The following is a 21857-nucleotide window of genomic DNA, read 5'->3' as shown; positions in this document are numbered from 1 at the left end:
GGCTTGTTCAATTTTTCGGGAAGAATAAATGTTGCGTAAATAGGCATAGATAACAACTTTGAGAAGCATCCGCGGATGATAGCTTGAAGTGCCACCACCTTTATAGCTCTTCTCCAAAGCAGAGATGTCTATATGTTCGATAATTGTATTTACTATTCGTACGGGATGATTCTTGGGAACTAAATCATCATAACTGGGAGGAAGAAGACTTAACTGGTCCTGTTGGTAAGTCTTGAATACTACTTTGCTGCTCATGCTTAAAAATAAACATGATCACTTAATTATACAAAAAAGAGGCTGCCTTTTTAGACAGCCTCCCCTCAAAATATTTAGCCGTTAATTTACACCAATTGTTTCAGGGCGATCTCAAAAGCTGTTTTGCTTACCCCAGTCTTACTGCTGTTATTGTTATAAGTATTCTGAATAGCGTTTTTAATGGTCATAGAAGTGTCGTTAAAGATAGACTCATCTGTCATCTGTACCCTTCCCTCCATAAAATATGCAAACACCCTGGCCATGCCACAGTTTGCAACAAAATCGGGGATAAGGCTTACCTTTTCATCGGTATATTCCATAATTGGCCCAAAAAAGATCGCTTCATCGGCAAAAGGCACATTGGCACCTGAAGAGATCACCTCCAGTTTCCGTTCTATCAAATTGGTAATCTGATCTTTATTGATTAATCGCGAAGCCGCGCAGGGAGCAAAGACCTCTGCATCCAGCTGCCATATTTTTTCATTGATCTCCTGAAAAGGAATAAGATTAGGGTGCTTAAGAGTATTCCCTTCTTTATTAAGGAACAAATCCTTGATCTCTTCAAAAGAAAAACCTTCCTGGTTTATCAAACCACCTTCACGGTCAATAATTCCCACAATCTTAACGCCCATTTGGGCAAGATAGTAAGCAGCTGCAGACCCTACATTGCCGAAGCCCTGTACTATTGCCCGTTTACCTTTAACTTCTCCGCCATAAATGCCATAGTAATGCTTAACAGCTTCTGCCACGCCATAGCCTGTGATCATATCAGCCACGGTATATTTACGACTGGTGTCAGGGGAGTAATTAGTGTTTTCAAGAACCTTAATCACACCCTGGCGTAACTGGCCAATCCTATTAATCTTATCGGCTTCAGTAGGTTTGAAGTGCCCGTTAAAGACCCCTTCCTGCGGATGCCAAACTCCACAGTTTTCGGTGATTGGAATCACTTCGTGAATTTCGTCTACATTCAGGTCGCCCCCCGTGCCGTAATAGCTTTTAAGTAGTGGGGAAACCGCTTTATACCAGCGCTCCAGTACGCCTTTTTTTCGTGGATCGTTAGGATCAAAATTAATCCCTGATTTTGCTCCACCAATGGCAGGTCCTGAAACAGTGAATTTCACCTCCATGGTTTTTGCAAGCGACAACACTTCGTTTTCATCAAGGCCGGGTCGCATACGGGTACCACCACCGGCGGCACCTCCACGTAATGAATTTATTACCGTCCAGCCCTCGGCATCGGTTTCAGAATCGCGCCAGTGAAATACGATTTCTGGCTCTTTATTTTCGTATACTTTTAATAATTCCTTCATTTCAGGTGTATTTTTTCACAAATATATAAACTAAGTTACATATTATTGATTTTTCAATAAATTTTTCATAGTTCAAAAATCACTCCCGCCGAGTGGTCTTTCTCTGCTCCTGTTACGGTCTTGAGCGTATTAACTTCACCCCGGATTTTAAGCACCCCTAATAAGCCAAAGATCAAGGCTTCTTTAAAATCGATGATCTCTTTAGAAGGAATGGTAAAATGGCATTGTGAATGAGCTTTTAATTCCTTTATAATAAAATTATTAAAAGCGCCTCCTCCGGTAACCAGCACATTTGAGTTTTTATCGTTATCGAGAACATTAGCAATTTGCTGAGCTATATGTACTGAGCAGGTATGTAAAATGGCAGGAATATCATCCTCATATTTCTCAAGGACAGGAAATACTTCTTCCGAAACCCATTCCATCCCAAGAGATTTTGGTGGGTTTTGGGCGTAAAAAGGAAGTTGGTTCAATTCTTTTAAAAGCTTTTTGTTTAACTCGCCGGCTGCGGCTAATTTCCCCCCTTCGTCAAATTCTTTCCCCAGTTTTTTCGCGTAATGATTTAAAACAGTGTTTACTGCGCAAATATCATAAGCGATTCTTTCTCCATTTTCTTCCGTAGAAATATTGGCAAATCCACCCAGATTAAGACAATATTTATAATCTGAAAATAACAGCCTATCCCCAATTGGAACAAGCGGAGCTCCCTGGCCACCAAGCTTGACATCCTGCACTCTAAAATCACAAACCACTTTCTGTCCGGTTAGATAAGCCAACTGCTGCAAATTCCCAATTTGAAGGGTATACCGGTTTTCCGGCTCATGTTTAATAGTATGGCCATGACTACAAATTGCGTCCAGATCTGTGATATGATGTTTCTCGATAAATTGAGAGATCACCCCTGCAAGATAGCGGGTATATTTTAGGTTGAGATCCTCAAGACTTTCTTCTGAAAAATTAATGGCAGCTGCCAGAGTTTCCTGCCAATTAAGGGGGTACGGGCTGGTTTCGGCCCTAAGGATCTTGTAAGACCATTCATTTTTATAATCGAAATTCACATAAACCAGGTCGATACCATCAAGAGATGTACCCGACATTACCCCTAAAACCTTATAATTCGCTTTTTTCATATTCGTAAAATTAATGAAAGTAAATTGAATATTACACATCAAAAAGTTATCTTTGGAGACCAAATTTAGGTATTCCTTAAACAAAATTAATATGGATTTCAAACTTACAGAAGAACATATAATGATACGCGATGCGGCACGGGATTTCGCCAAAAACGAACTCCTGCCCGGCGTTATCGAACGAGATGAAAAACAAGAGTTCCCCGCCGAGCAGGTGAAGATGATGGGAGAACTTGGCTTTCTGGGAATGATGGCTTCCCCGGAATATGGCGGCGGAGGAATGGACACCGTTTCTTACGTACTGGCTATGGAAGAAATTTCCAAAATCGATGCTTCAGCCTCTGTTGTTATGTCAGTAAACAATTCCCTGGTATGCTGGGGTCTTGACACTTACGCCAATCCAGAACAAAAAGAGAAATATCTCTCCAAACTTGCAACCGGAGAAAAATTAGGCGCTTTTTGTCTATCAGAACCGGAAGCAGGAAGTGATGCTACTTCACAGAGAACAACTGCTATAGATAAAGGCGACCACTACCTGTTAAATGGGACAAAAAACTGGATCACTAACGGAGGAACCGCCGATTATTACCTGGTTATTGCCCAGACCGATCGAGAGAAAAAACATAAAGGTATCAACGCTTTTATTGTAGAAAAGGATTGGGAAGGTTTTGAAATAGGACCGAAAGAACAAAAGATGGGAATTCGGGGTAGCGATACACATTCTCTGAATTTCAACGATGTTAAAGTACCCAAAGAAAACAGAATAGGTGAAGATGGCTTCGGATTTAAATTTGCGATGAAGACCCTTTCCGGTGGAAGAATTGGAATCGCGGCTCAGGCTTTAGGCATTGCTGCCGGGGCTTATGAACTTGCTTTAAAATATTCAAAAGAAAGAAAAGCTTTTGGAACCGAAATTTGCAACCATCAGGCGATCGCTTTCAAACTAGCCGATATGCACACTCAAATCGAGGCTGCACGACATTTGGTAATGAAAGCTGCCTGGGATAAAGACCAGCATAACGATTATGACCTTTCTGGTGCTATGGCCAAACTCCACGCTTCTAAAACAGCAATGGATGTTGCTGTAGAAGCTGTACAAATTCACGGAGGGAATGGTTACGTAAAAGAATATCATGTAGAACGATTAATGAGAGATGCCAAGATCACACAGATCTATGAAGGAACTTCTGAAATTCAGAAAATAGTGATTTCACGTTCTATCCTCAAGGATTAATTATTTTTAATTTAGATGTAAAAGCCCGGGCCAATTTTGGTGCCGGGCTTTTATTTTAGCATAAACCGGTTTTTTATTTTAATAGATTTTTATTTCATCGGGGGTCAAATTAAGTAATTATCATTTTATATCCTTTTAATTGGTTTTAATGAATTTATTTCTGATTTAACAGTAATACACCTATTTTTCTTTATCATTTTGGGTAATTTAGCCAAAATTACTTAAGGACGATAAGGACATGAAATTAAAAAAGCAGGGGCTCTATTCTCCCGAATTTGAGCATGATAATTGTGGAGCAGGATTTATTTGCAATCTAAAAGGAAAACGCACCAACGACATTATTCATAAGGCTATTGATATTCTCATCAGGCTGGAACATCGGGGTGCAGTTAGTGCCGATGGAAAAACCGGAGATGGCGCCGGGATTCTAATAGAGATTCCTCACGATTTTTTTAAGGAAAACTGCGATTTCAAGCTACCGGATTTCAAGGAGTATGCAGTAGGAATGGTTTTTCTACCCAGGTCTGTCAATCAGCGAAAAATCTGTAAAGAAATTTTTGAGGAAGAAATTACCCGCCAGGGACTAAATATTATCGGTTGGCGTGAGGTGCCGGTTAACAGAGCCTGCCTTGGTAGTATCGCCTCTCTTTCTGAACCCAATATGCAGCAGGTTTTTATAGGCAAAGACGAAGAAATTTCAGCAGCTACATTTAATGCCAGGCTTTTTGCAGCCCGGAAAATTGCCGAACATCGTATAGAAAAGTCAGAACTCTCTGAAGCTGAAAGTTTTTATCTGCCAAGTCTTTCCACCAACACCATAATTTACAAGGGCCTGCTGATGCCCCAGGACATCAATGTCTATTATAAAGATTTAAACGAACCCGGGGTAGTAACAAAATTAGCGCTGGTTCACCAACGTTTTTCCACCAACACCTTTCCCACCTGGGACCTGGCACAACCCTTCAGGTATATGTGCCACAACGGGGAAATAAACACATTAAGAGGAAACCTTAGCCGGATGAAAGCCCGGGAAGAACTTTTTGAAAGCGAAGTCTTTAGCGAAGACCTGAAAAAGATCATTCCTATTACCGCCGACGGCAAATCAGATTCTGCTTCCATGGATACCGTATTGGAATTACTGCTTCAAACCGGTCGCTCCCTGCCGGAAGCGATTATGATGATGGTGCCCGAAGCCTGGGAGAAGAACCCATCTATGAATGATGAGAAAAAGGCTTTTTATGAATACAACGCATGTATTATGGAAGCCTGGGATGGTCCTGCCTCTATTCCGTTCACCGATGGAAATTATATCGGGGCTTTACTGGACAGGAATGGGCTTAGACCTTCCCGCTACACCCTTACCAAAGACGGTTACGTAATTATGTCTTCAGAAACTGGAGTGATGGATATCAAACCAGAGAATGTGGAACTTCACGGCCGTCTGGAGCCTGGAAGGATGTTTTTGGTAGATATGAATGAAGGCAGAATAATTCGGGATGAGGAAGTTAAGAGCAAGATCGTTTCGGAAAGGCCTTACAGAAAATGGTTAAACAACAACCTACTGCCTTTGGCCGAAGTGCCATATACTGGGAATAAAACCCCACAGGAAAAAATAGATTTCAACACCAGGCAGAAACTTTTTGGGTATACCCTAGAGGATATCAGTACCATTATCACTCCAATGGCAACTCTTGGCAAGGAAGCAATCGGCTCGATGGGAGCTGATATTCCCCTGGCAGTACTTTCAGATAAACCTCAGCTTCTCTTCAATTATTTTAAACAATTATTTGCACAGGTTACCAACCCACCTCTGGATGGAATTAGGGAAGAGATCGTAACAGATATTAGCCTGGCAATTGGTGAAGACCGTAATATTTTCGATATAATTCCGGAACAAGCCAGGAAACTCCGTATACAAAATCCTGTGATCTCCAACGAAGATCTCGATAAGATCAAATACATAGATCACCCCGGTTTCCAGACCGAATCGATTTCTATTTTATACGAAGCTGAAAAAGGCCTTAACGGCCTGGAAACCCGTCTGGATGAAATAATAAATGAGATTAATAATGCCGTGGATCGTGGCTGCAATGTGATAATTCTTAGCGACAGAAATGTGAATCCTAAACTGGCGCCAATCCCCTCACTCCTCGCCTGTTCCTTTGTTCATCACCGGGTAAAAAAATATAACCGAAGGTCTTCCTTCGGAATTGTGGTCGAATCGGCCGAGCCGCGGGAACCTCATCACTTTGCACTGCTTTTCGGATATGGTGCCAGCGCGGTCAATCCATATCTGGTAAATGAAATTATTCACCAGCTCGTGGGGGACAAAGAAATAGATATTGAAGACGCTGAAGAAGCCGTTCAGAATTTCAATAAAGCCATAGGAAAAGGGATTTTAAAGATCATGAACAAGATCGGTATTTCAACCCTGCATTCTTATCGAGGTGCACAGATCTTTGAAATCCTTGGTCTCAATCAAAAATTTGTAGATAAATATTTCAGCAATACCCCAACCCGCATTGAAGGAATTGGTTTATACGAAATTGAAAAAGAAGTTCAGAAACGCTTTGATGCAGCCTTTAATCCTCCCGAAACCGACACCGGCCTGGACCTTGAAATAGGTGGCGATTACCGCTGGAGAAGAAACGGCGAGCGCCATATGTTCAATCCTGCCAGCGTAGCAAAACTACAGCAGGCTGTTAAACAGAACAACCCGAAGAGTTACCAGGAATATTCAAAGCTCATCAACGACCAGAACGAGGCCTTAATGACCTTGCGCGGAATGTTTAAATTCAGGGACCTGAATCCAATCCCAATAGACGAGGTAGAACCCTGGACAGAGATCGTAAAACGTTTTAAAACCGGGGCGATGTCTTTTGGTTCTATTAGCAAGGAAGCGCACGAAAATCTAGCCATCGCGATGAACAGGATGAAAGGAAAGAGCAATTCGGGAGAAGGTGGTGAAAACCCACAACGATTCAACAAAGACCTTGATGGGAACTGGAGAAATTCGGCAATAAAACAGGTGGCCTCAGGTAGATTTGGTGTTTCCATTAATTATCTGAGCAGTGCCAGTGAGATCCAAATAAAGATGGCTCAGGGAGCAAAACCCGGTGAAGGCGGCCAGTTACCAGGACAAAAAGTAAATCCCGAAATCGCTAAAACCCGGAATTCCACTCCTTATGTTGGCCTTATCTCCCCTCCTCCGCACCACGATATTTATTCCATAGAAGATCTCGCACAGCTCATTTTTGATCTTAAAAATGCCAACCGTGAAGCCCGCATTAACGTTAAGCTGGTTTCAAAAGTAGGCGTTGGTACAATCGCAGCGGGAGTCGCAAAAGCAAAAGCCGATGTGGTTTTGATCTCCGGTTTTGATGGTGGTACCGGGGCCTCTCCCCTCACCTCCTTGCGCCATGCAGGTTTGCCCTGGGAGCTTGGAATTGCAGAAGCCCAACAAACCCTGCTTTTAAATAATTTACGAAACCGGATTGTAGTAGAATGCGACGGCCAGTTAAAAACGGGCCGTGATGTGGCCATCGCTTGTTTACTGGGAGCCGAGGAATTCGGTTTCTCTACGGCACCATTGGTCGCTTCAGGTTGCATTATGATGCGCGCCTGCCACCTCAACACCTGCCCGGTAGGTATTGCCACGCAGGATCCGGAACTCAGAAAGAAATTCAAGGGCACCCCGGAGGATGTGATCAACTTCATGTATTTCATCGCCCAGGAATTAAGAGAAATCATGGCGAGTCTCGGTTTCAGAAGTATAAATGAAATGGTGGGTCAGAATCAGAAACTCGATATGAATCGCGCCATAGACCATTACAAAGCTCAGGGAATAGATCTTTCCAATATTCTGTATAAACCGAAGATCGATGAAGATATGCCGCTTTACAACACTCAAAAACAACAACACAATCTTGAGAATGTTCTCGACTTTGAGATTCTGAAACAGGCACACCCATCTATCTACAGGAAAGAAAAAATGTCATTGGATTTTGAAATCAGCAATATAAACAGAACCACCGGCGCGATTTTAAGTAACGAAATATCCAAAATACACGGGGAGAAAGGCCTACCTGAAAATACCCTGAACCTTAATTTCTCCGGATCTGCTGGTCAGAGTTTTGGAGCATTTACCACAAAAGGTGTGAGTCTACACGTAATTGGTAATACCAACGATTACTTCGGAAAAGGGCTTTCCGGGGCCACCCTTAGCGTTAAAAAGCCGAAAGCAGCAAGTTTTAAATCCCATGAAAATGTGATTATCGGGAATGTCGCCCTTTATGGTGCCATTAACGGGGAAGCATTTATCAACGGAATTGGAGGCGAGCGTTTTTGTGTAAGAAATTCAGGAGCTAAAGCCGTAATCGAAGGAATTGGAGACCATGGCTGTGAATATATGACCGGGGGAATAGCGGTAATCTTAGGTAAAATAGGAAGAAATTTTGCAGCCGGGATGAGCGGCGGAATCGCCTATATTTTTAATCCTGAAGATAAACTGGATCATAATAATTTTAATATGGAAATGATCGAGCTGGAAGAAGCTTCCGCAGAAAATAAGACAGAAGTAAAAGAACTTATAGAAAAACACAAAGCCTACACAGATAGTGAGCTCGCCACAGAAATCCTTAAAAACTGGGAAGAAAACGCGGGTAAATTCATTAAAGTAATGCCTACAGAATATAAGAAAGCATTGAAACTACTGGAGGAAGAGAAGTTGAGAAATGCCGAAGTAGAACTCAAAACAGCATAAGCATGGGAAAATTAAAAGGATTTTTAGAATACGAACGAAAAACGGAAGAGACAATTGAAGCCTCCCAACGGGTTAAAAATTACAAGGAATTCACTAAAGACCTGAGCAAAGAAGAGCTCCAGGATCAGGGAGCCCGCTGTATGGACTGCGGCATCCCCTTTTGCCACAGCGGATGTCCTTTGGGAAACCTCATCCCCGATTTCAATCACGCGGTTTATAGAAACGACTGGAGGAAGGCGCTGAAGATTTTACATTCCACCAATAATTTTCCTGAATTTACTGGAAGGCTATGTCCTGCTCCCTGCGAATCTGCTTGTGTACTGGGGATTATCGAACCCCCGGTATCTATTGAGCTTATAGAGAAATATATCGTGGAACGCGGATTTAAGGAAGGCTGGATCACTCCCCAAATCCCGGAACACCGCACAGGAAAGGAAGTTGCCGTAGTCGGCTCCGGTCCCGCTGGACTTGCCGCAGCACAGCAGCTTAACCGTGCCGGCCATTGGGTTACTGTTTTAGAAAGAGACAAAAAAGCGGGAGGTTTGCTGCGCTATGGAATTCCGGATTTTAAGATGGAAAAGCATATTATCGATCGCAGGTTGAAAGTAATGGAAGAAGAAGGTATTAAGTTCGAAACCGGCGCAGAAGTTGGAAAGAATTATGATGTTGAGAAATTAAAGAATTTTGATGCGGTTGTTCTATGTGGAGGAGCTACTCAACGCAGAAATTTACCAATCCCGGGCGCTGACACCAGAGGAGTGGCTCAGGCTATGGATTTTTTAAAGCGGAACAATGAAGTTGTAGATGGCCTGGCCGAAATGACCGAAGAGCTATCAGCTAAAGGAAAAGATGTTATCGTGATCGGGGGTGGTGATACCGGTTCAGATTGCGTGGGCACTTCCAACCGCCATGGCGCAAAATCGGTTACTAATTTTGAGATCATGCCGATGCCCCCGGAACACCGAAGCAAGGAGAACCCATGGCCATACTGGCCCTTTACCTTAAAATCAACTTCTTCCCATGAAGAAGGTGTAAACCGAAACTGGAGTATTTCAACCAAGGAATTTATCAAGGATAAGGAGGGGAATTTAAAGGCCCTAAAAACGGTGAATATCGAATGGGTTAAAGGGGAAAACGGAAGACCTCAATTAAAGGAGGTTCCGGATTCTGAAAAAGAATGGCCCTGCGATCTTACGCTTTTGGCCCTTGGTTTTACAGGTCCCGAAAAAAGCCTCGCTGAACAATTAGGATTAGAAGAAGACACGCGCACCAATATAAAAGCTGAAAGAAATTACCAAACAAATATCCCTAACATTTTTGCGGCCGGCGATATGCGCAGGGGACAATCGCTAATTGTCTGGGCAATTTCTGAAGGCAGGGAAGCGGCTCATCACGTAGATAAATTCCTTATGGGAAAATCGAAATTACCTACGAAAGGTCCGGGGGATCTCCCGGCGGCATAAGGAATAATTAGAAGAGGCTATTAAATAAAGCATCTTGTGAGACTCTGAATCAAGTTCAGAATGACGTGATTTTTATTCTAACAGCCTCTTTCAATTATTAGTCGACATAAAATCCAAACTTCGAGTTCCTACTGAGGAGGATAACCTTCCAGGGCTTTTTGAACGATCTTTTCGAACTGGGCCTGGCGTTCCTGGGGGGAAGCATCAGGATTAAATTTGCTCTCTACCACCGCTTGCCAGATAAGTGCATCGTCTTTTACATCAATAAAATCGAAAGTTATTTGCAGGTAGGTTTCTGGGCCACCCAGGGGAATTCCGCCTGAAACTCCCACTCCCACATTTCGGCCACTTCCACCAACTCCTATACCTACACTGTTTCGATTTTGTTCATGATATTCATCGGTATAAACATTTACATACATATCTGCTTCCGAAGAAACCGAGAAACCTTTTTGCTGAATTTGGTTTTCCAGGCTTGCCAGCAGGCGTTTTTCATCCAATTGACTCAATCCTGACCGAAAATCAGGAAAAAGTGCATAAGTTGAATAATTAGAAAAGTTTATCTCCTGGTCGTAGTCATACACCGCTTGCGGAGCATTACATGATGCCAGAAACAGAAAAACCAGTAGTGTTTTTAAAGCCTTCATTAGGTCTGTATTTTTAATGCAGTAGCTTAAAATTACAGAAAAATGAGGGGTAAACCTTAGGTATTAACAAGAATTAAACAGGCTCTTTATTAAGCATTTCCCACAACCTGTCCTTTAATTCCTGAAGCCCTTGGTGGGCTATCGAGGAGATAAACAACCAGGAGGCATCGAGTTTTTCATCGAGCTCAGCTTTAATTTCGGCTTTGAGTTCGGCATCAAGCATATCGCTTTTTGAAATAGCCACCAGACGATCTTTTACAAGCATTTCAGGATTATAACGCCTTAATTCGTCTAAGAGGATCTCGTATTGCTTCACGATATCAGGTGCATCAGCCGGAATAAGAAAGAGTAAGGTAGAGTTCCGCTCAATATGTCTTAGGAATCGATGTCCAATTCCTTTTCCTTCCGCAGCTCCTTCAATAATACCCGGAATATCGGCTACCACAAATGTTTTAAAATCGCGGTATTCAACAATTCCAAGATTGGGTTTAAGGGTTGTAAATTCGTAATCGGCAATTTTAGGTTTTGCCGCCGTAATCACTGAGAGTAAAGTGGATTTTCCCGAATTAGGAAAACCGACAAGCCCAACATCGGCAAGTATCTTTAACTCCAGGGTTATGTCTTTTAACTCGCCATCAATACCGGGTTGGGCATATCTCGGAGTTTGATTGGTAGAACTTTTAAAGTGCCAGTTACCCAGGCCTCCTTTTCCGCCTTCGGCGACAATAAATTCCTGGCCATCTTCGGTGATCTCGTGCAGGATTTCCTGAGTATCGGTATCCCGAATCACGGTTCCCAGGGGTACCTCAATATACTCATCGGAACCTTCGGCACCAGAGCTACGCTGTTTTGACCCGTTTCCGCCATGTTCGGCTTTTACGTGTCTTTTGAATTTTAAGTGAAAAAGCGTCCAGAGATTTTTATTACCTTTTATGATAACATGGCCACCACGACCACCATCTCCCCCATCGGGACCTCCTTTAGTGATATATTTCTCGCGGTGTAAATGCGCAGATCCTTTCCCGCCTTTTCCGGAGGCCACATGAATCTTCACATAATCAACAAAATTCCCTTCAGTCATAATTCAATCTTATTTCGTCCTTTTAACAGGCGATATTATTTCTTCATCAATTCGTCTACTACCGCACTAAGTCGGGCGGTAATTTCATCTATAGAACCTACGCCATCCACACCATAATATTTACCTTGCTTTTTGTAGTATTCTTTAAGGATAGCAGTTTCATCATAATAAACCTTAATTCGGTTTCTTATCACAGTTTCATCGGCATCATCAGGTCGACCTGAAGTTTTTCCGCGCTCCAGAAGTCGTTCTACCAGCACGTGATCTTCTACCTCAAGGGCGATCATTGCGCTTACTTCTGTACCTTTTTCCTGAAGTAGTTCTTCAAGGGCATCAGCCTGAGCTTCGGTTCGGGGAAAACCGTCAAAGATAAAACCATTGCAACCTTCATTTTTAACCACTTCAGCATTTAGCATATTGATGGTCACCGTATCGGGTACCAGCTCGCCACGATCGATAAAAGCCTTAGCACTAAGCCCGAGCTCTGTCTGGTTTTTAATATTGTACCTGAATACATCCCCGGTTGAGATATGCACCAGATTGTATTTTTCCTTTAAAATTGTTGCCTGAGTTCCTTTTCCGGCCCCGGGAGGTCCGAAGAGTACTAAATTTGTCATGTTGTTTTCTTTTCTTTTATATACCTGGCGCAGATTTCGGCCAAGACCATCATAATCCAATCCGTAACCTACAATAAATTTATTGGGAATTTCCAATCCCACATATTTAATATTGAATTTTCTCTTATAAGCTTCGGGTTTATAGAAAAGAGTAGCAACTTCATATCCGGCCACCTCTTCTTTCTCCAGAATTCCGTTAATGGTATTAAGAGTATTTCCGGTATCTACAATGTCTTCCAGCAGGATCACCTTCCGGCCTTTTAAGGAGTGATTTAAGCCCAGCAGGGTTTCTACATTTCCGGTAGATTCAGTTCCCTGGTAGGAACCGAGTTTCACGAAACTTACTTCACAGTCTCCATTAAATCTTTTAATCACTTCTGAAGCGAACATAAAAGCACCGTTCAAAACCCCTAAAAAAACGGGGCTTTCTCCCTGGTAATCTTCATTTAAACGAGCGGCAACCCGGGTGATAGCCGCATCGATTTCCTCTTCTGAAATATATGGTTCGAAACTGAGGTCGTGTAATTTTATCAAAATTGAAATTTTTAAAAACGCAAAGATAAGGATTCTCTATTACTAGGTCTGCTGAATTATGTAAGATTAAGTAGGGCAATACGCCTTAAAAATTTATTTTTGCGTAAACAGGAAATTTTTATGCGAAATTATTTTTCTTCAGATTTCAAACTCGGTATCCTCGGCGGCGGACAGCTTGGGAAAATGATGCTTTACGAAACCCGTAAGTTCGATATTCACACCCACGTTTTAGATCCCAGCCCAGAAGCCCCCTGCAGGATTTCCTGCAATTATTTTGAGCAAGGTGACCTTATGGATTATGATACTGTTATCAACTTCGGCAGAAAGGTAGACGTGCTTACCTTTGAAATTGAAGGGGTTAATACAGACGCCCTAAGACAGCTAGAAAAGGAAGGTATAAAAACCTGGCCATCGGCAGATACTTTGGATAAAATCCAGAATAAAGCCATTCAGAAAAAATTTTACAAGGAGAAAGATATTCCAACTGCAGAATTTGAAATTTTCGATAATAAAGAAGAGCTTCTCATAGCTGTTGAAAAGGGCACTTTAAGTCTGCCTTTCGTATGGAAAAGCGCTACCGGCGGTTATGACGGGAAAGGGGTTGCTGTTATAAAAACCAGAGAAGATCTTGATCAAATTACAAAAGGTGAATGCATTGCAGAAAGCCTTGTACCCTTTAAAAATGAACTTGCCGTAATTGTAGCCCGAAACCCTTCGGGAGAGATCAGGACTTATCCTGTGGTTGAAATGGAATTTCACCCTACTGCCAATCAGGTAGAATATGTTATCTGTCCTGCCCGAATCGAAGAAAAAGTCGCAGAAAACGCCAGAAAATTAGCAGAAAAAGTCTCCGAAGCCTTTAATCACGTGGGGCTATTGGCTGTAGAAATGTTCCAGACTGAAAATGATGAGATCCTGGTCAATGAAGTTGCGCCTCGGCCGCACAACAGTGGACATTACAGCATTGAAGCTTCCTTCACCAATCAGTTTGAACAGCAAGTTCGAGCTATCTTAGACCTTCCCCTCGGAAATACTGAAAGTAAAGTTGGGGGAATTATGGTAAATTTAGTTGGCGATAAAGATTACGAAGGAGAGGTTGTTTATGAAAATATAGAGAAAATCCTAAGGATGGATGGAGTGACCCCTCACATCTACGGAAAGAAATTAACCCGACCTTTCAGAAAAATGGGGCACGTCACCATTGTGAATAAGGATCTGGCAGAAGCCCGGAGGGTCGCCGAAGAAGTAAAAAATTCAATAAAAGTAATAAGCAAATAATATGAGCAAAGTAGCAGTAATAATGGGAAGCACCAGCGATATGCCGGTGATGCAGGACGCCATAGACATATTAAAAGGTTTTGATATTGAGGTGGAAGTAGATATCGTCTCAGCCCATCGCACTCCCGAAAAATTATTCGAATATGGGAAAACAGCTCACGAGCGAGGGATCAAAGTAATTATTGCCGGTGCCGGCGGAGCTGCACATTTGCCGGGGATGATCGCTTCTTTATCTCCACTTCCGGTGATTGGAGTGCCGGTAAAATCGAGCAACTCCATAGATGGCTGGGATTCTGTTCTTTCCATTTTGCAAATGCCCGGCGGGGTGCCCGTTGCGACGGTGGCCCTTAATGGCTCCAAAAACGCTGGAATACTGGCAGCTCAAATCATAGGAACTGCCGATAAATGTACTTTAGATAAGGTTATTTTTTATAAGGAAGGTCTTAAACAAAAAGTGATCGAAGGAGCTGAAAAGCTAAAGAAGTAGAAAGTAGAAATAAAAAAAGCCACGTCTTGCGACGTGGCCTATAGCAGTGTTAGTTCTAAAATCTGTAAAATAATTTATTAACCATTCTAAAATATTAATCCAGAAAAACTTTAAAAGAAGATCACACTGCTAATAGTGTCTTATTTTAAGCTTCGAATATACAAAAAATTGTTAAAACACACTCTTTTGGGTTAAAAATTTTTACAAAAACGTCAATTTCAATCTATGAATAACTCCAATCCTCTATTAAAGGAATTTGAATATGCCCCTTTTTCCAAAATTAAAACCGAGCATTTTAAACCCGCTATAACACAAGCCATTGAAATGGCTCGCAAGGAAATTGAGACAATAACGAATTCAGAAAAAAATCCAAATTTTCAAAACACCATTGAAGCTCTTGAATTTTCAGGAAATCAACTCGATAGGGTTACCAGTATTTTCTTCAATTTAAATTCTGCCGAAACCAATAAGGAGATCCAGGAGATCGCCCAGGAAGTATCCCCTATTTTATCGGAATTCAGAAATGATATCATCCTGAACAAAGCTCTTTTCGAACGTGTAAAAGCTGTTTTTGATAAAAAAGACAAATTAGAACTAAGTGCGGAACAACAAACTCTCCTTGACAAAAAATACAAGGCTTTTGCAAGAAACGGGGCTAACCTACCCGCAGAAAAACAGGAGGAGCTTAGAAAAATTGACAAGCAACTCTCTTCTCTAAGCCTGAATTTCGGGGAGAATGTTCTTGCGGAAACCAATAAATTTGAGCTCCACGTTACCCGGGAGGAAGATCTAAAAGGTCTGCCTGAGAGTTTTAAGGAGGAAGCCAGTTCTGTTGCAGAAACCAGAGGAAAAGAAGGATGGATCTTCACATTGGAATACCCCAGTTTTCTGCCGTTTATGAAATATGCTGAAAACCGTGAGCTGCGCAAAAAAATGGCTTTGGCATTCGGATCTAAAGCTTTTCACGGTGATGAACTGGATAACAGGGAAAATGTTCTGCAAATAGTAAAACTACGTTATAAAAGAGCTCAACTGCTTGGCTTTAAGACCCACGCCCACTTCGTTCTCGAAGAAAGAATGGCTGAAACTCCCGAAAAGGTAAATGGCTTCCTGGAAGAGTTATTGGAAAAAGCAAAACCAGCTGCCCAAAAGGAATTCAAAGAACTGGAAGATTTTGCGAAGGAGTTAGACAATATAGATCGCCTTGAGAAATGGGATGCTGCATTTTATGCTGAAAAACTTAAACAAAGGCGTTTTAATCTCGATGACGAAAAGCTAAAACCTTATTTTAAACTGGAAAATGTTATCAATGGGGTTTTCGAAATCGCCGGAAGATTGTATGGAATTCAATTCAACGAGGTTACCGATATTGATACTTATCATCCAGATGTGAAAACATATCAGGTCAATGATGAAGATGGAAAACCCATTGCTCTCTTCTATGCCGATTTCCATCCACGACCCGGGAAACGCGACGGGGCCTGGATGACCGGTTACAAATCACAATATGTAAAAGATGGAAAACAGGAAAGACCACATATTTCCATTGTTTGCAATTTCACCAAACCTTCTAAAACCCGACCTTCACTGTTGACCTTCAACGAGGTAACCACCCTTTTCCACGAATTCGGGCATGCGTTGCACGGAATGCTGGCAGATACGACCTATCCCAGCCTTTCCGGAGCGAATGTTTACTGGGATTTCGTGGAACTCCCCAGCCAGGTGCTGGAAAACTGGTGTTATGAAAAGGAGGCGCTTGAACTTTTTGCCAGGCACTATGAAACCGGGGAAGTTATCCCGATGGAACTGGTTCAAAAAATCAAGGAATCGGCTAATTTCCACGAAGGCATGGCAACCCTGCGCCAACTTAGTTTTGGCTTACTCGATCTCAGCTGGCACGGCATAGATCCAACCGGTATTACCGATGTAAAAACTCACGAAGACAAAGCCTTTGAACCCACAAAATTATATCCCGATGTTCCCGAAAACTGTATGAGCACTGCTTTTTCACATATCTTCCAGGGAGGTTATTCAGCCGGGTACTACTCTTATAAATGGGCAGAAGTTCTCGATGCCGATACTTTTGAATACTTCCAGGAAAATGGAATTTTCAGCAGGGAGATTGCCAATAAATTTAAGTCTGTCATCCTTTCACGCGGTGGCACCGAGCATCCAATGACACTTTACAAGCGTTTTCGTGGAAAGGAGCCAAGTCCGGATGCTTTACTGAAAAGAGCCGGCTTGCTGAAGAAATAGAAGGACAGGACCGGGTTTTTGAGTTATTTAAATCAATTACCCGGTTACCCCCTATTTAAACTTATATTTTTTATAACTATAAATCGGTGGAAAGTTGTTAATTTTGAAAGGATATTCAAGAAACCTATGCCTAAACATACGTTAGATCCCAACAAATGGGTAGACAAATATGCCGACTACCTTTTTAACTACGCAATTGTTCGGGTGAACGATCGCGAGATCGCTAACGACCTCGTTTCTGAGACTTTTCTTGCCGGTCTCAATTCAAAAGACAACTTTTTAGGCAAAGCTTCTGAACGCACCTGGCTTATTTCTATTCTTAAGAGAAAGGTAATAGATTATTACCGCAGGATAAATTCGCAAAAAGGTAAAGCCGAAGTGCGAATCAATTATTCAGATGACGAAAACACCGGGGAATGGTTAGAAGAACAGGTAGCTGACGATTTTGACCGCAGCGCGGAAGATGAAATGGAAAACGAAGAACTGAGGTTAGCCATTTTGGAATGTCTGGACGAGATCAATCCAAAACATGCAGCAATTTTTAAAATGAAAACAATAGATGGTGCCGACACTGAGGCAGTGTGTAATGAATTCAAAATCACCCCGTCTAATCTTTGGGTAATAATCCACAGGGCCCGAACAGCTCTCGCCGCCTGTTTAGAAAAAAAATGGCTTTAATTATGCAGAAATCTAAATTTTTCATCTTCGATTGCTCCAATGCCGCAAACTGTTGTGATAAAAAAGAGTACAACGAGGCCAATGTAAGGGAGAAAACCAGCATTATCATTCATAATCTATTTTGTAAAAAATGCCGGGATTATTCTGCAAAGAACTCCAAACTCACTCAATTAATCAAAAAAGCAAGGATTAAAGGCTGCACTTCAGAAGAAAAACGCAATATAAAGGAGCGGCTTAAACAGGAAATATCTAAGCAAAAATCATCTTCAAACTGAACCATAGAATTAACCAGGCAATAGGCACGGCTTCTACCCAAAAAGCTGCAAAATACGCCGACTGTTTTCTATCAGCCAGCTTCAGAGCATAAGCACTTAAAAGGGCTACTCCCGCAAGAGCACTAAAATTTACAGGATTAAATTCCTCTTTTAAAATTTCCAGCACCAAAATTACCACCAGCATTAACCAGCCCAAAAGGCGGGTTTTTTTTATCCCAATTTTCTGCGGAATAGTAGCCAGATGTTCTGAATCGAATTCCAGATCTCTGATTTCAAAGGGCAGGGTGATCACTATTATAAAGAGAGCTCTTTGAAAAAACATAAGGATCTTATCCAGTAAACTGACTTCAGGATGGTCAAGCAGGGGGAGAATTACACTCACCCCTGCCCAGACCAAAGCGATGATCAATATTTTAATTCCGGCGAGATCCCGGAGATTCCTGTTTTGCGTTAGCACAGGAGCTGCATACAAAAGCGTAAAAACACCCAGCAGAGCACTCATCAATAGGACTTCCCAGGTTTGAAGAAAAGCCATATAAACCAAACCCAGGAAAACCAAAAAGGAAAACACCTGGATGAAACGGAGATTTCGGGCAAGGCTTCTGTGATACAGTTTAGCAAGGCCGGCATATTTGACAAAATTATAACCGGTAATACTTCCGAAGAAGATAAAAATTAGCAGGAGTGAATCCGGGTTGAGTCCATATTCCAGGTAACTCAATAAGCTTAAAGCAACCACCGCCAAAGCCACATGGATACTACTGTTTATATACAGATCAAAAATATTCTTAAAAGGCTTCACCGTGCTAAAATAAGCAATCTGAATTCGGATGGTTAAAAACGATAAAATCTTAACAAGTCTAAACTTTAAATTTTAAAAAATTAAGTTTAAAATCCGTAATTTTGCAGCACAAAACACAACTTTATTTTAATGAGAACAGATTCTTTTGCACTACGCCATATAGGCCCTAAAGAAAGCAATCTACAGGACATGCTTCAAACCATAGGCTTAGACTCCCTCGAGCAATTAATATATGAAACAATTCCGGATGACATCCGCTTAAAATCTCCTTTAAACCTTCCTCCTGCTTTAAGTGAACACCAATATGCCGAGCATATTGGAAAACTTGCTGCTAAAAATAAGGTTTTCAAGAGTTATATAGGCCTCGGTTACCACCAGTCTATTTTGCCAGCTGTGATTCAACGAAACATTTTGGAAAATCCGGGTTGGTATACGGCATACACTCCCTATCAGGCAGAGATCGCCCAGGGAAGACTGGAAGCCCTTCTGAATTTCCAAACAATGGTGAGCGACCTTACGGGTATGGAAATCGCCAACGCTTCTCTGCTTGACGAGTCTACTGCGGCTGCAGAAGCAATTTCACTTTTATACGCTTTAAGAGACCGCAAACAGAAGAAGGAAAACGTAAATAAATTCTTTGTTTCTGAAGAAGTTTTACCGCAAAGCATTTCATTAATTGAAACCCGCGCAATTCCTCTAGGGATAGAGATCGTGGTGGGCAATCACGAAGAATTTGAATTTTCAGAGCAATATTTCGGAGCTTTGGTTCAATACCCAGGGAAATCTGGCCAAGTATTCAATTATGCCGATTTTATCGCAAAATGTCAGGATGCCGGAATAAAGACCGCAGTTGCAGCCGATATTCTCAGCCTTGTAAAATTACAGGCTCCGGGAGAACTTGGGGTTGATGTGGTAGTTGGTACTACCCAGCGTTTTGGAATTCCTCTTGGTTACGGCGGGCCTCACGCGGCTTTCTTCGCGACCAAAGAAGAATACAAAAGAAATATCCCCGGAAGGATTATTGGGGTGACTAAAGATATGGATGGCAACCAGGCCCTGCGAATGGCCCTGCAAACCCGCGAGCAACACATTAAACGCGACAAGGCCACTTCAAACATCTGTACCGCACAAGTACTGCTGGCTGTAATGGCAGGAATGTACGCGGTTTACCACGGTCCCAATGGATTAAAATATATCGCAGATACCGTTCACGCTTCAGCGGTAAGTCTGGAGAAAGAACTTAAGGAATTAGGATTTGACCAGGTGAACTCCACCTATTTTGACACGTTACAGATCAAGGCTAATGCCAGCAGCGTAAAAGAAATCGCAGAGAAAAAAGAGATAAACTTCTTTTATCCGGATGCCGAAACGGTGCTTATCTCGCTAAACGAAACCACCAACCTTGAGGACCTCAATAATATTGTTGCTGTTTTCGCTCAACTTGCTGCGAAAGAAACAACTCCTTTAGAAGAACTTTCAGAGGAAGAAAAGATTCCTGCTGAATTAAAACGTAAAACCGATTTCCTAACTCACGAGGTTTTCAACACTTATCATTCTGAAACCGAATTGATGCGTTACATCAAAAAGCTGGAGCGCAAAGATCTTTCCCTCAATCATTCCATGATCTCACTGGGATCCTGCACGATGAAACTGAATGCAGCTTCAGAAATGTTGCCGCTTAGCAATCCGCAATGGGGAAATATTCATCCCTTTGTTCCGGTTGATCAGGCAGAAGGTTATCATTTTGTGTTGCGTGAATTAGAGAAGCAACTTAACGAGATTACCGGATTTTCGGCAACCTCTTTGCAGCCAAATTCGGGTGCCCAGGGAGAATATGCGGGCTTGATGGTGATTAGAGCTTACCACGAATCGCGCGGAGAAGGACACAGAAATATCTGTCTTATCCCTTCATCGGCTCACGGGACTAATCCTGCTTCTGCAGTAATGGCCGGAATGAAAGTGGTGGTGACCAAAGCCTCTGAAAATGGAAATATTGATGTAGATGATCTCAGGGAAAAAGCTATCGAGCATAAGGATAATTTAGCAGCTCTTATGGTTACATATCCTTCAACACATGGAGTATTTGAATCGGCTATTCGCGAGATCACCACTATTATTCACGATAACGGCGGGCAGGTTTATATGGACGGAGCCAATATGAACGCCCAGGTTGGCTTAACCAATCCAGGTGTAATTGGCGCTGATGTTTGTCATCTGAATTTACACAAGACTTTTGCTATCCCCCATGGTGGTGGCGGTCCCGGAGTTGGACCTATTTGTGTAGCCGAACAATTAAAACCATTCCTGCCGGGCAACCCGGTAGTTAAAACCGGAGGAGAACAAGCCATTGGTGCAATCTCTTCTGCTCCCTGGGGTTCTTCCCTGGTGTGTTTGATCTCTTATGGTTACATCAAAATGCTTGGAAGCAAAGGTCTACAGAAAGCCACTGAATATGCTATTCTGAATGCCAATTACGTAAAAGAAAGATTGAACGAACATTTCAAAACCCTTTATTCAGGAGAAAGAGGTAGAGCAGCCCATGAGATGATCCTGGATTGCAGGCCTTTTAAAGCAAATGGAATTGAGGTAACCGATATCGCAAAACGCCTTATCGATTATGGCTTCCATTCTCCTACAGTTTCCTTCCCTGTGGCAGGAACCTTGATGATAGAACCTACGGAAAGCGAAAGCAAGGCCGAGCTAGACCGTTTTTGCGATGCTTTGATCTCTATTAGAAAGGAAATTGAAGAAACCTCGGCAGATGATACCGATAACATGTTGAAAAATGCACCGCATACAGTAGCGATGCTTACTTCAGATGAGTGGAAATTCTCTTATTCGAGACAAAAAGCGGCATTCCCGCTGGATTACATAGCCGATAATAAATTCTGGCCTAGTGTAAGACGAGTAGATGAAGCCTTTGGAGATAGAAATTTAATGTGCTCCTGCCCTCCTACTGAGGAATACGCCGAAGCATAAAAAATTAAGGCGAAACGAAAGTTTCGCCTTAATTTTTCGTCTTAATAAGTAAATTAAATTCGGATT

General features: G+C 42.1%; 16 protein-coding genes. 9 read left to right on the top strand and 7 right to left on the bottom strand.

Annotated features, from left to right (window positions below; all coding sequences use genetic code 11):
• From BM266_RS09545 to BM266_RS09535, 3 genes are all read right to left on the bottom strand, one after another.
• Positions 1-255 (bottom strand): transposase (locus BM266_RS09545; RefSeq protein WP_139220618.1); only part of this gene is annotated, 255 nt, incomplete at its 3' end.
• 86 nt (positions 256-341) lie between these two features.
• Complete coding sequence (locus BM266_RS09540; RefSeq protein ID WP_093408836.1) at positions 342-1568, bottom strand: Glu/Leu/Phe/Val dehydrogenase dimerization domain-containing protein; 1227 nt, start codon at positions 1566-1568, stop codon at positions 342-344.
• A 65-nt stretch (positions 1569-1633) separates the two neighbouring features.
• Positions 1634-2698: an anhydro-N-acetylmuramic acid kinase gene (locus BM266_RS09535; RefSeq protein WP_093408833.1), complete on the bottom strand. Its 1065-nt coding sequence runs from the start codon at positions 2696-2698 to the stop codon at positions 1634-1636.
• Between the two features lie 91 nt (positions 2699-2789).
• Between BM266_RS09535 and BM266_RS09530 the strand changes: the two genes are divergently transcribed.
• The 3 genes from BM266_RS09530 (at position 2790) to BM266_RS09520 (ending at position 10157) form a co-directional block, all read left to right on the top strand.
• The gene (locus tag BM266_RS09530; RefSeq protein WP_093408831.1) at positions 2790-3932 is read left to right on the top strand and encodes an acyl-CoA dehydrogenase; all 1143 of its coding nucleotides are present in this window, start codon (positions 2790-2792) and stop codon (positions 3930-3932) included.
• Positions 3933-4170: 238 nt separating this feature from the next.
• A complete protein-coding gene (gltB, locus tag BM266_RS09525) occupies positions 4171-8694 on the top strand; it encodes a glutamate synthase large subunit (RefSeq protein WP_093408828.1) in 4524 nt (1507 codons plus the stop codon).
• Between the two features lie 2 nt (positions 8695-8696).
• The gene (locus BM266_RS09520) at positions 8697-10157 is read left to right on the top strand and encodes a glutamate synthase subunit beta (protein WP_093408826.1); all 1461 of its coding nucleotides are present in this window, start codon (positions 8697-8699) and stop codon (positions 10155-10157) included.
• A gap of 128 nt (positions 10158-10285) precedes the next feature.
• Here BM266_RS09520 and BM266_RS09515 read toward each other — a convergent pair whose 3' ends face one another.
• The 3 genes from BM266_RS09515 to BM266_RS09505 all read right to left on the bottom strand — a co-directional run bounded on the left by BM266_RS09515 (position 10286) and on the right by BM266_RS09505 (position 13036).
• Positions 10286-10804 (bottom strand): DUF4136 domain-containing protein, encoded by a 519-nt coding sequence (locus BM266_RS09515; protein WP_093408823.1) that lies wholly within the window; start codon positions 10802-10804, stop codon positions 10286-10288.
• Positions 10805-10877: 73 nt separating this feature from the next.
• A complete protein-coding gene (gene obgE / locus BM266_RS09510; protein ID WP_093408821.1) occupies positions 10878-11885 on the bottom strand; it encodes a GTPase ObgE in 1008 nt (335 codons plus the stop codon).
• Between the two features lie 35 nt (positions 11886-11920).
• The gene (locus BM266_RS09505; RefSeq protein WP_093408818.1) at positions 11921-13036 is read right to left on the bottom strand and encodes an adenylate kinase; all 1116 of its coding nucleotides are present in this window, start codon (positions 13034-13036) and stop codon (positions 11921-11923) included.
• Positions 13037-13156: 120 nt separating this feature from the next.
• Between BM266_RS09505 and BM266_RS09500 the strand changes: the two genes are divergently transcribed.
• The 5 genes from BM266_RS09500 to BM266_RS09480 all read left to right on the top strand — a co-directional run bounded on the left by BM266_RS09500 (position 13157) and on the right by BM266_RS09480 (position 18010).
• On the top strand, positions 13157-14314 hold the full coding sequence (locus BM266_RS09500; protein ID WP_093408816.1) for a 5-(carboxyamino)imidazole ribonucleotide synthase: 1158 nt from the start codon (positions 13157-13159) through the stop codon (positions 14312-14314).
• A 1-nt stretch (position 14315) separates the two neighbouring features.
• Positions 14316-14801 (top strand): 5-(carboxyamino)imidazole ribonucleotide mutase, encoded by a 486-nt coding sequence (gene purE, locus BM266_RS09495; protein ID WP_093408813.1) that lies wholly within the window; start codon positions 14316-14318, stop codon positions 14799-14801.
• A 225-nt stretch (positions 14802-15026) separates the two neighbouring features.
• Complete coding sequence (locus tag BM266_RS09490) at positions 15027-17057, top strand: M3 family metallopeptidase (RefSeq protein WP_093408811.1); 2031 nt, start codon at positions 15027-15029, stop codon at positions 17055-17057.
• Positions 17058-17183: 126 nt separating this feature from the next.
• Positions 17184-17735, top strand: a complete 552-nt coding sequence (locus BM266_RS09485; protein WP_093408808.1) for a sigma-70 family RNA polymerase sigma factor — start codon at positions 17184-17186, stop codon at positions 17733-17735.
• 2 nt (positions 17736-17737) lie between these two features.
• Positions 17738-18010: a hypothetical protein gene (locus tag BM266_RS09480; protein WP_093408806.1), complete on the top strand. Its 273-nt coding sequence runs from the start codon at positions 17738-17740 to the stop codon at positions 18008-18010.
• Here the strand turns inward: BM266_RS09480 and BM266_RS09475 are convergent.
• On the bottom strand, positions 17985-18812 hold the full coding sequence (locus BM266_RS09475) for a UbiA prenyltransferase family protein (protein ID WP_093408803.1): 828 nt from the start codon (positions 18810-18812) through the stop codon (positions 17985-17987). The genes BM266_RS09480 and BM266_RS09475 overlap by 26 nt on opposite strands.
• A gap of 129 nt (positions 18813-18941) precedes the next feature.
• Here BM266_RS09475 and gcvP point away from each other — a divergent pair, with 129 nt between their 5' ends.
• Complete coding sequence (gene gcvP, locus BM266_RS09470) at positions 18942-21791, top strand: aminomethyl-transferring glycine dehydrogenase (protein ID WP_093408802.1); 2850 nt, start codon at positions 18942-18944, stop codon at positions 21789-21791.
• The last annotated feature ends 66 nt before the right edge of the window (positions 21792-21857 follow it).

Origin of the sequence: Salegentibacter flavus, from assembly GCF_900115145.1 — a bacterium.
In the GTDB taxonomy this organism is placed as follows: domain Bacteria; phylum Bacteroidota; class Bacteroidia; order Flavobacteriales; family Flavobacteriaceae; genus Salegentibacter; species Salegentibacter flavus.
The sequence above is the reverse complement of the archived record's forward strand: the minus strand, read 5'-3'. Positions and strand labels throughout refer to the sequence as shown.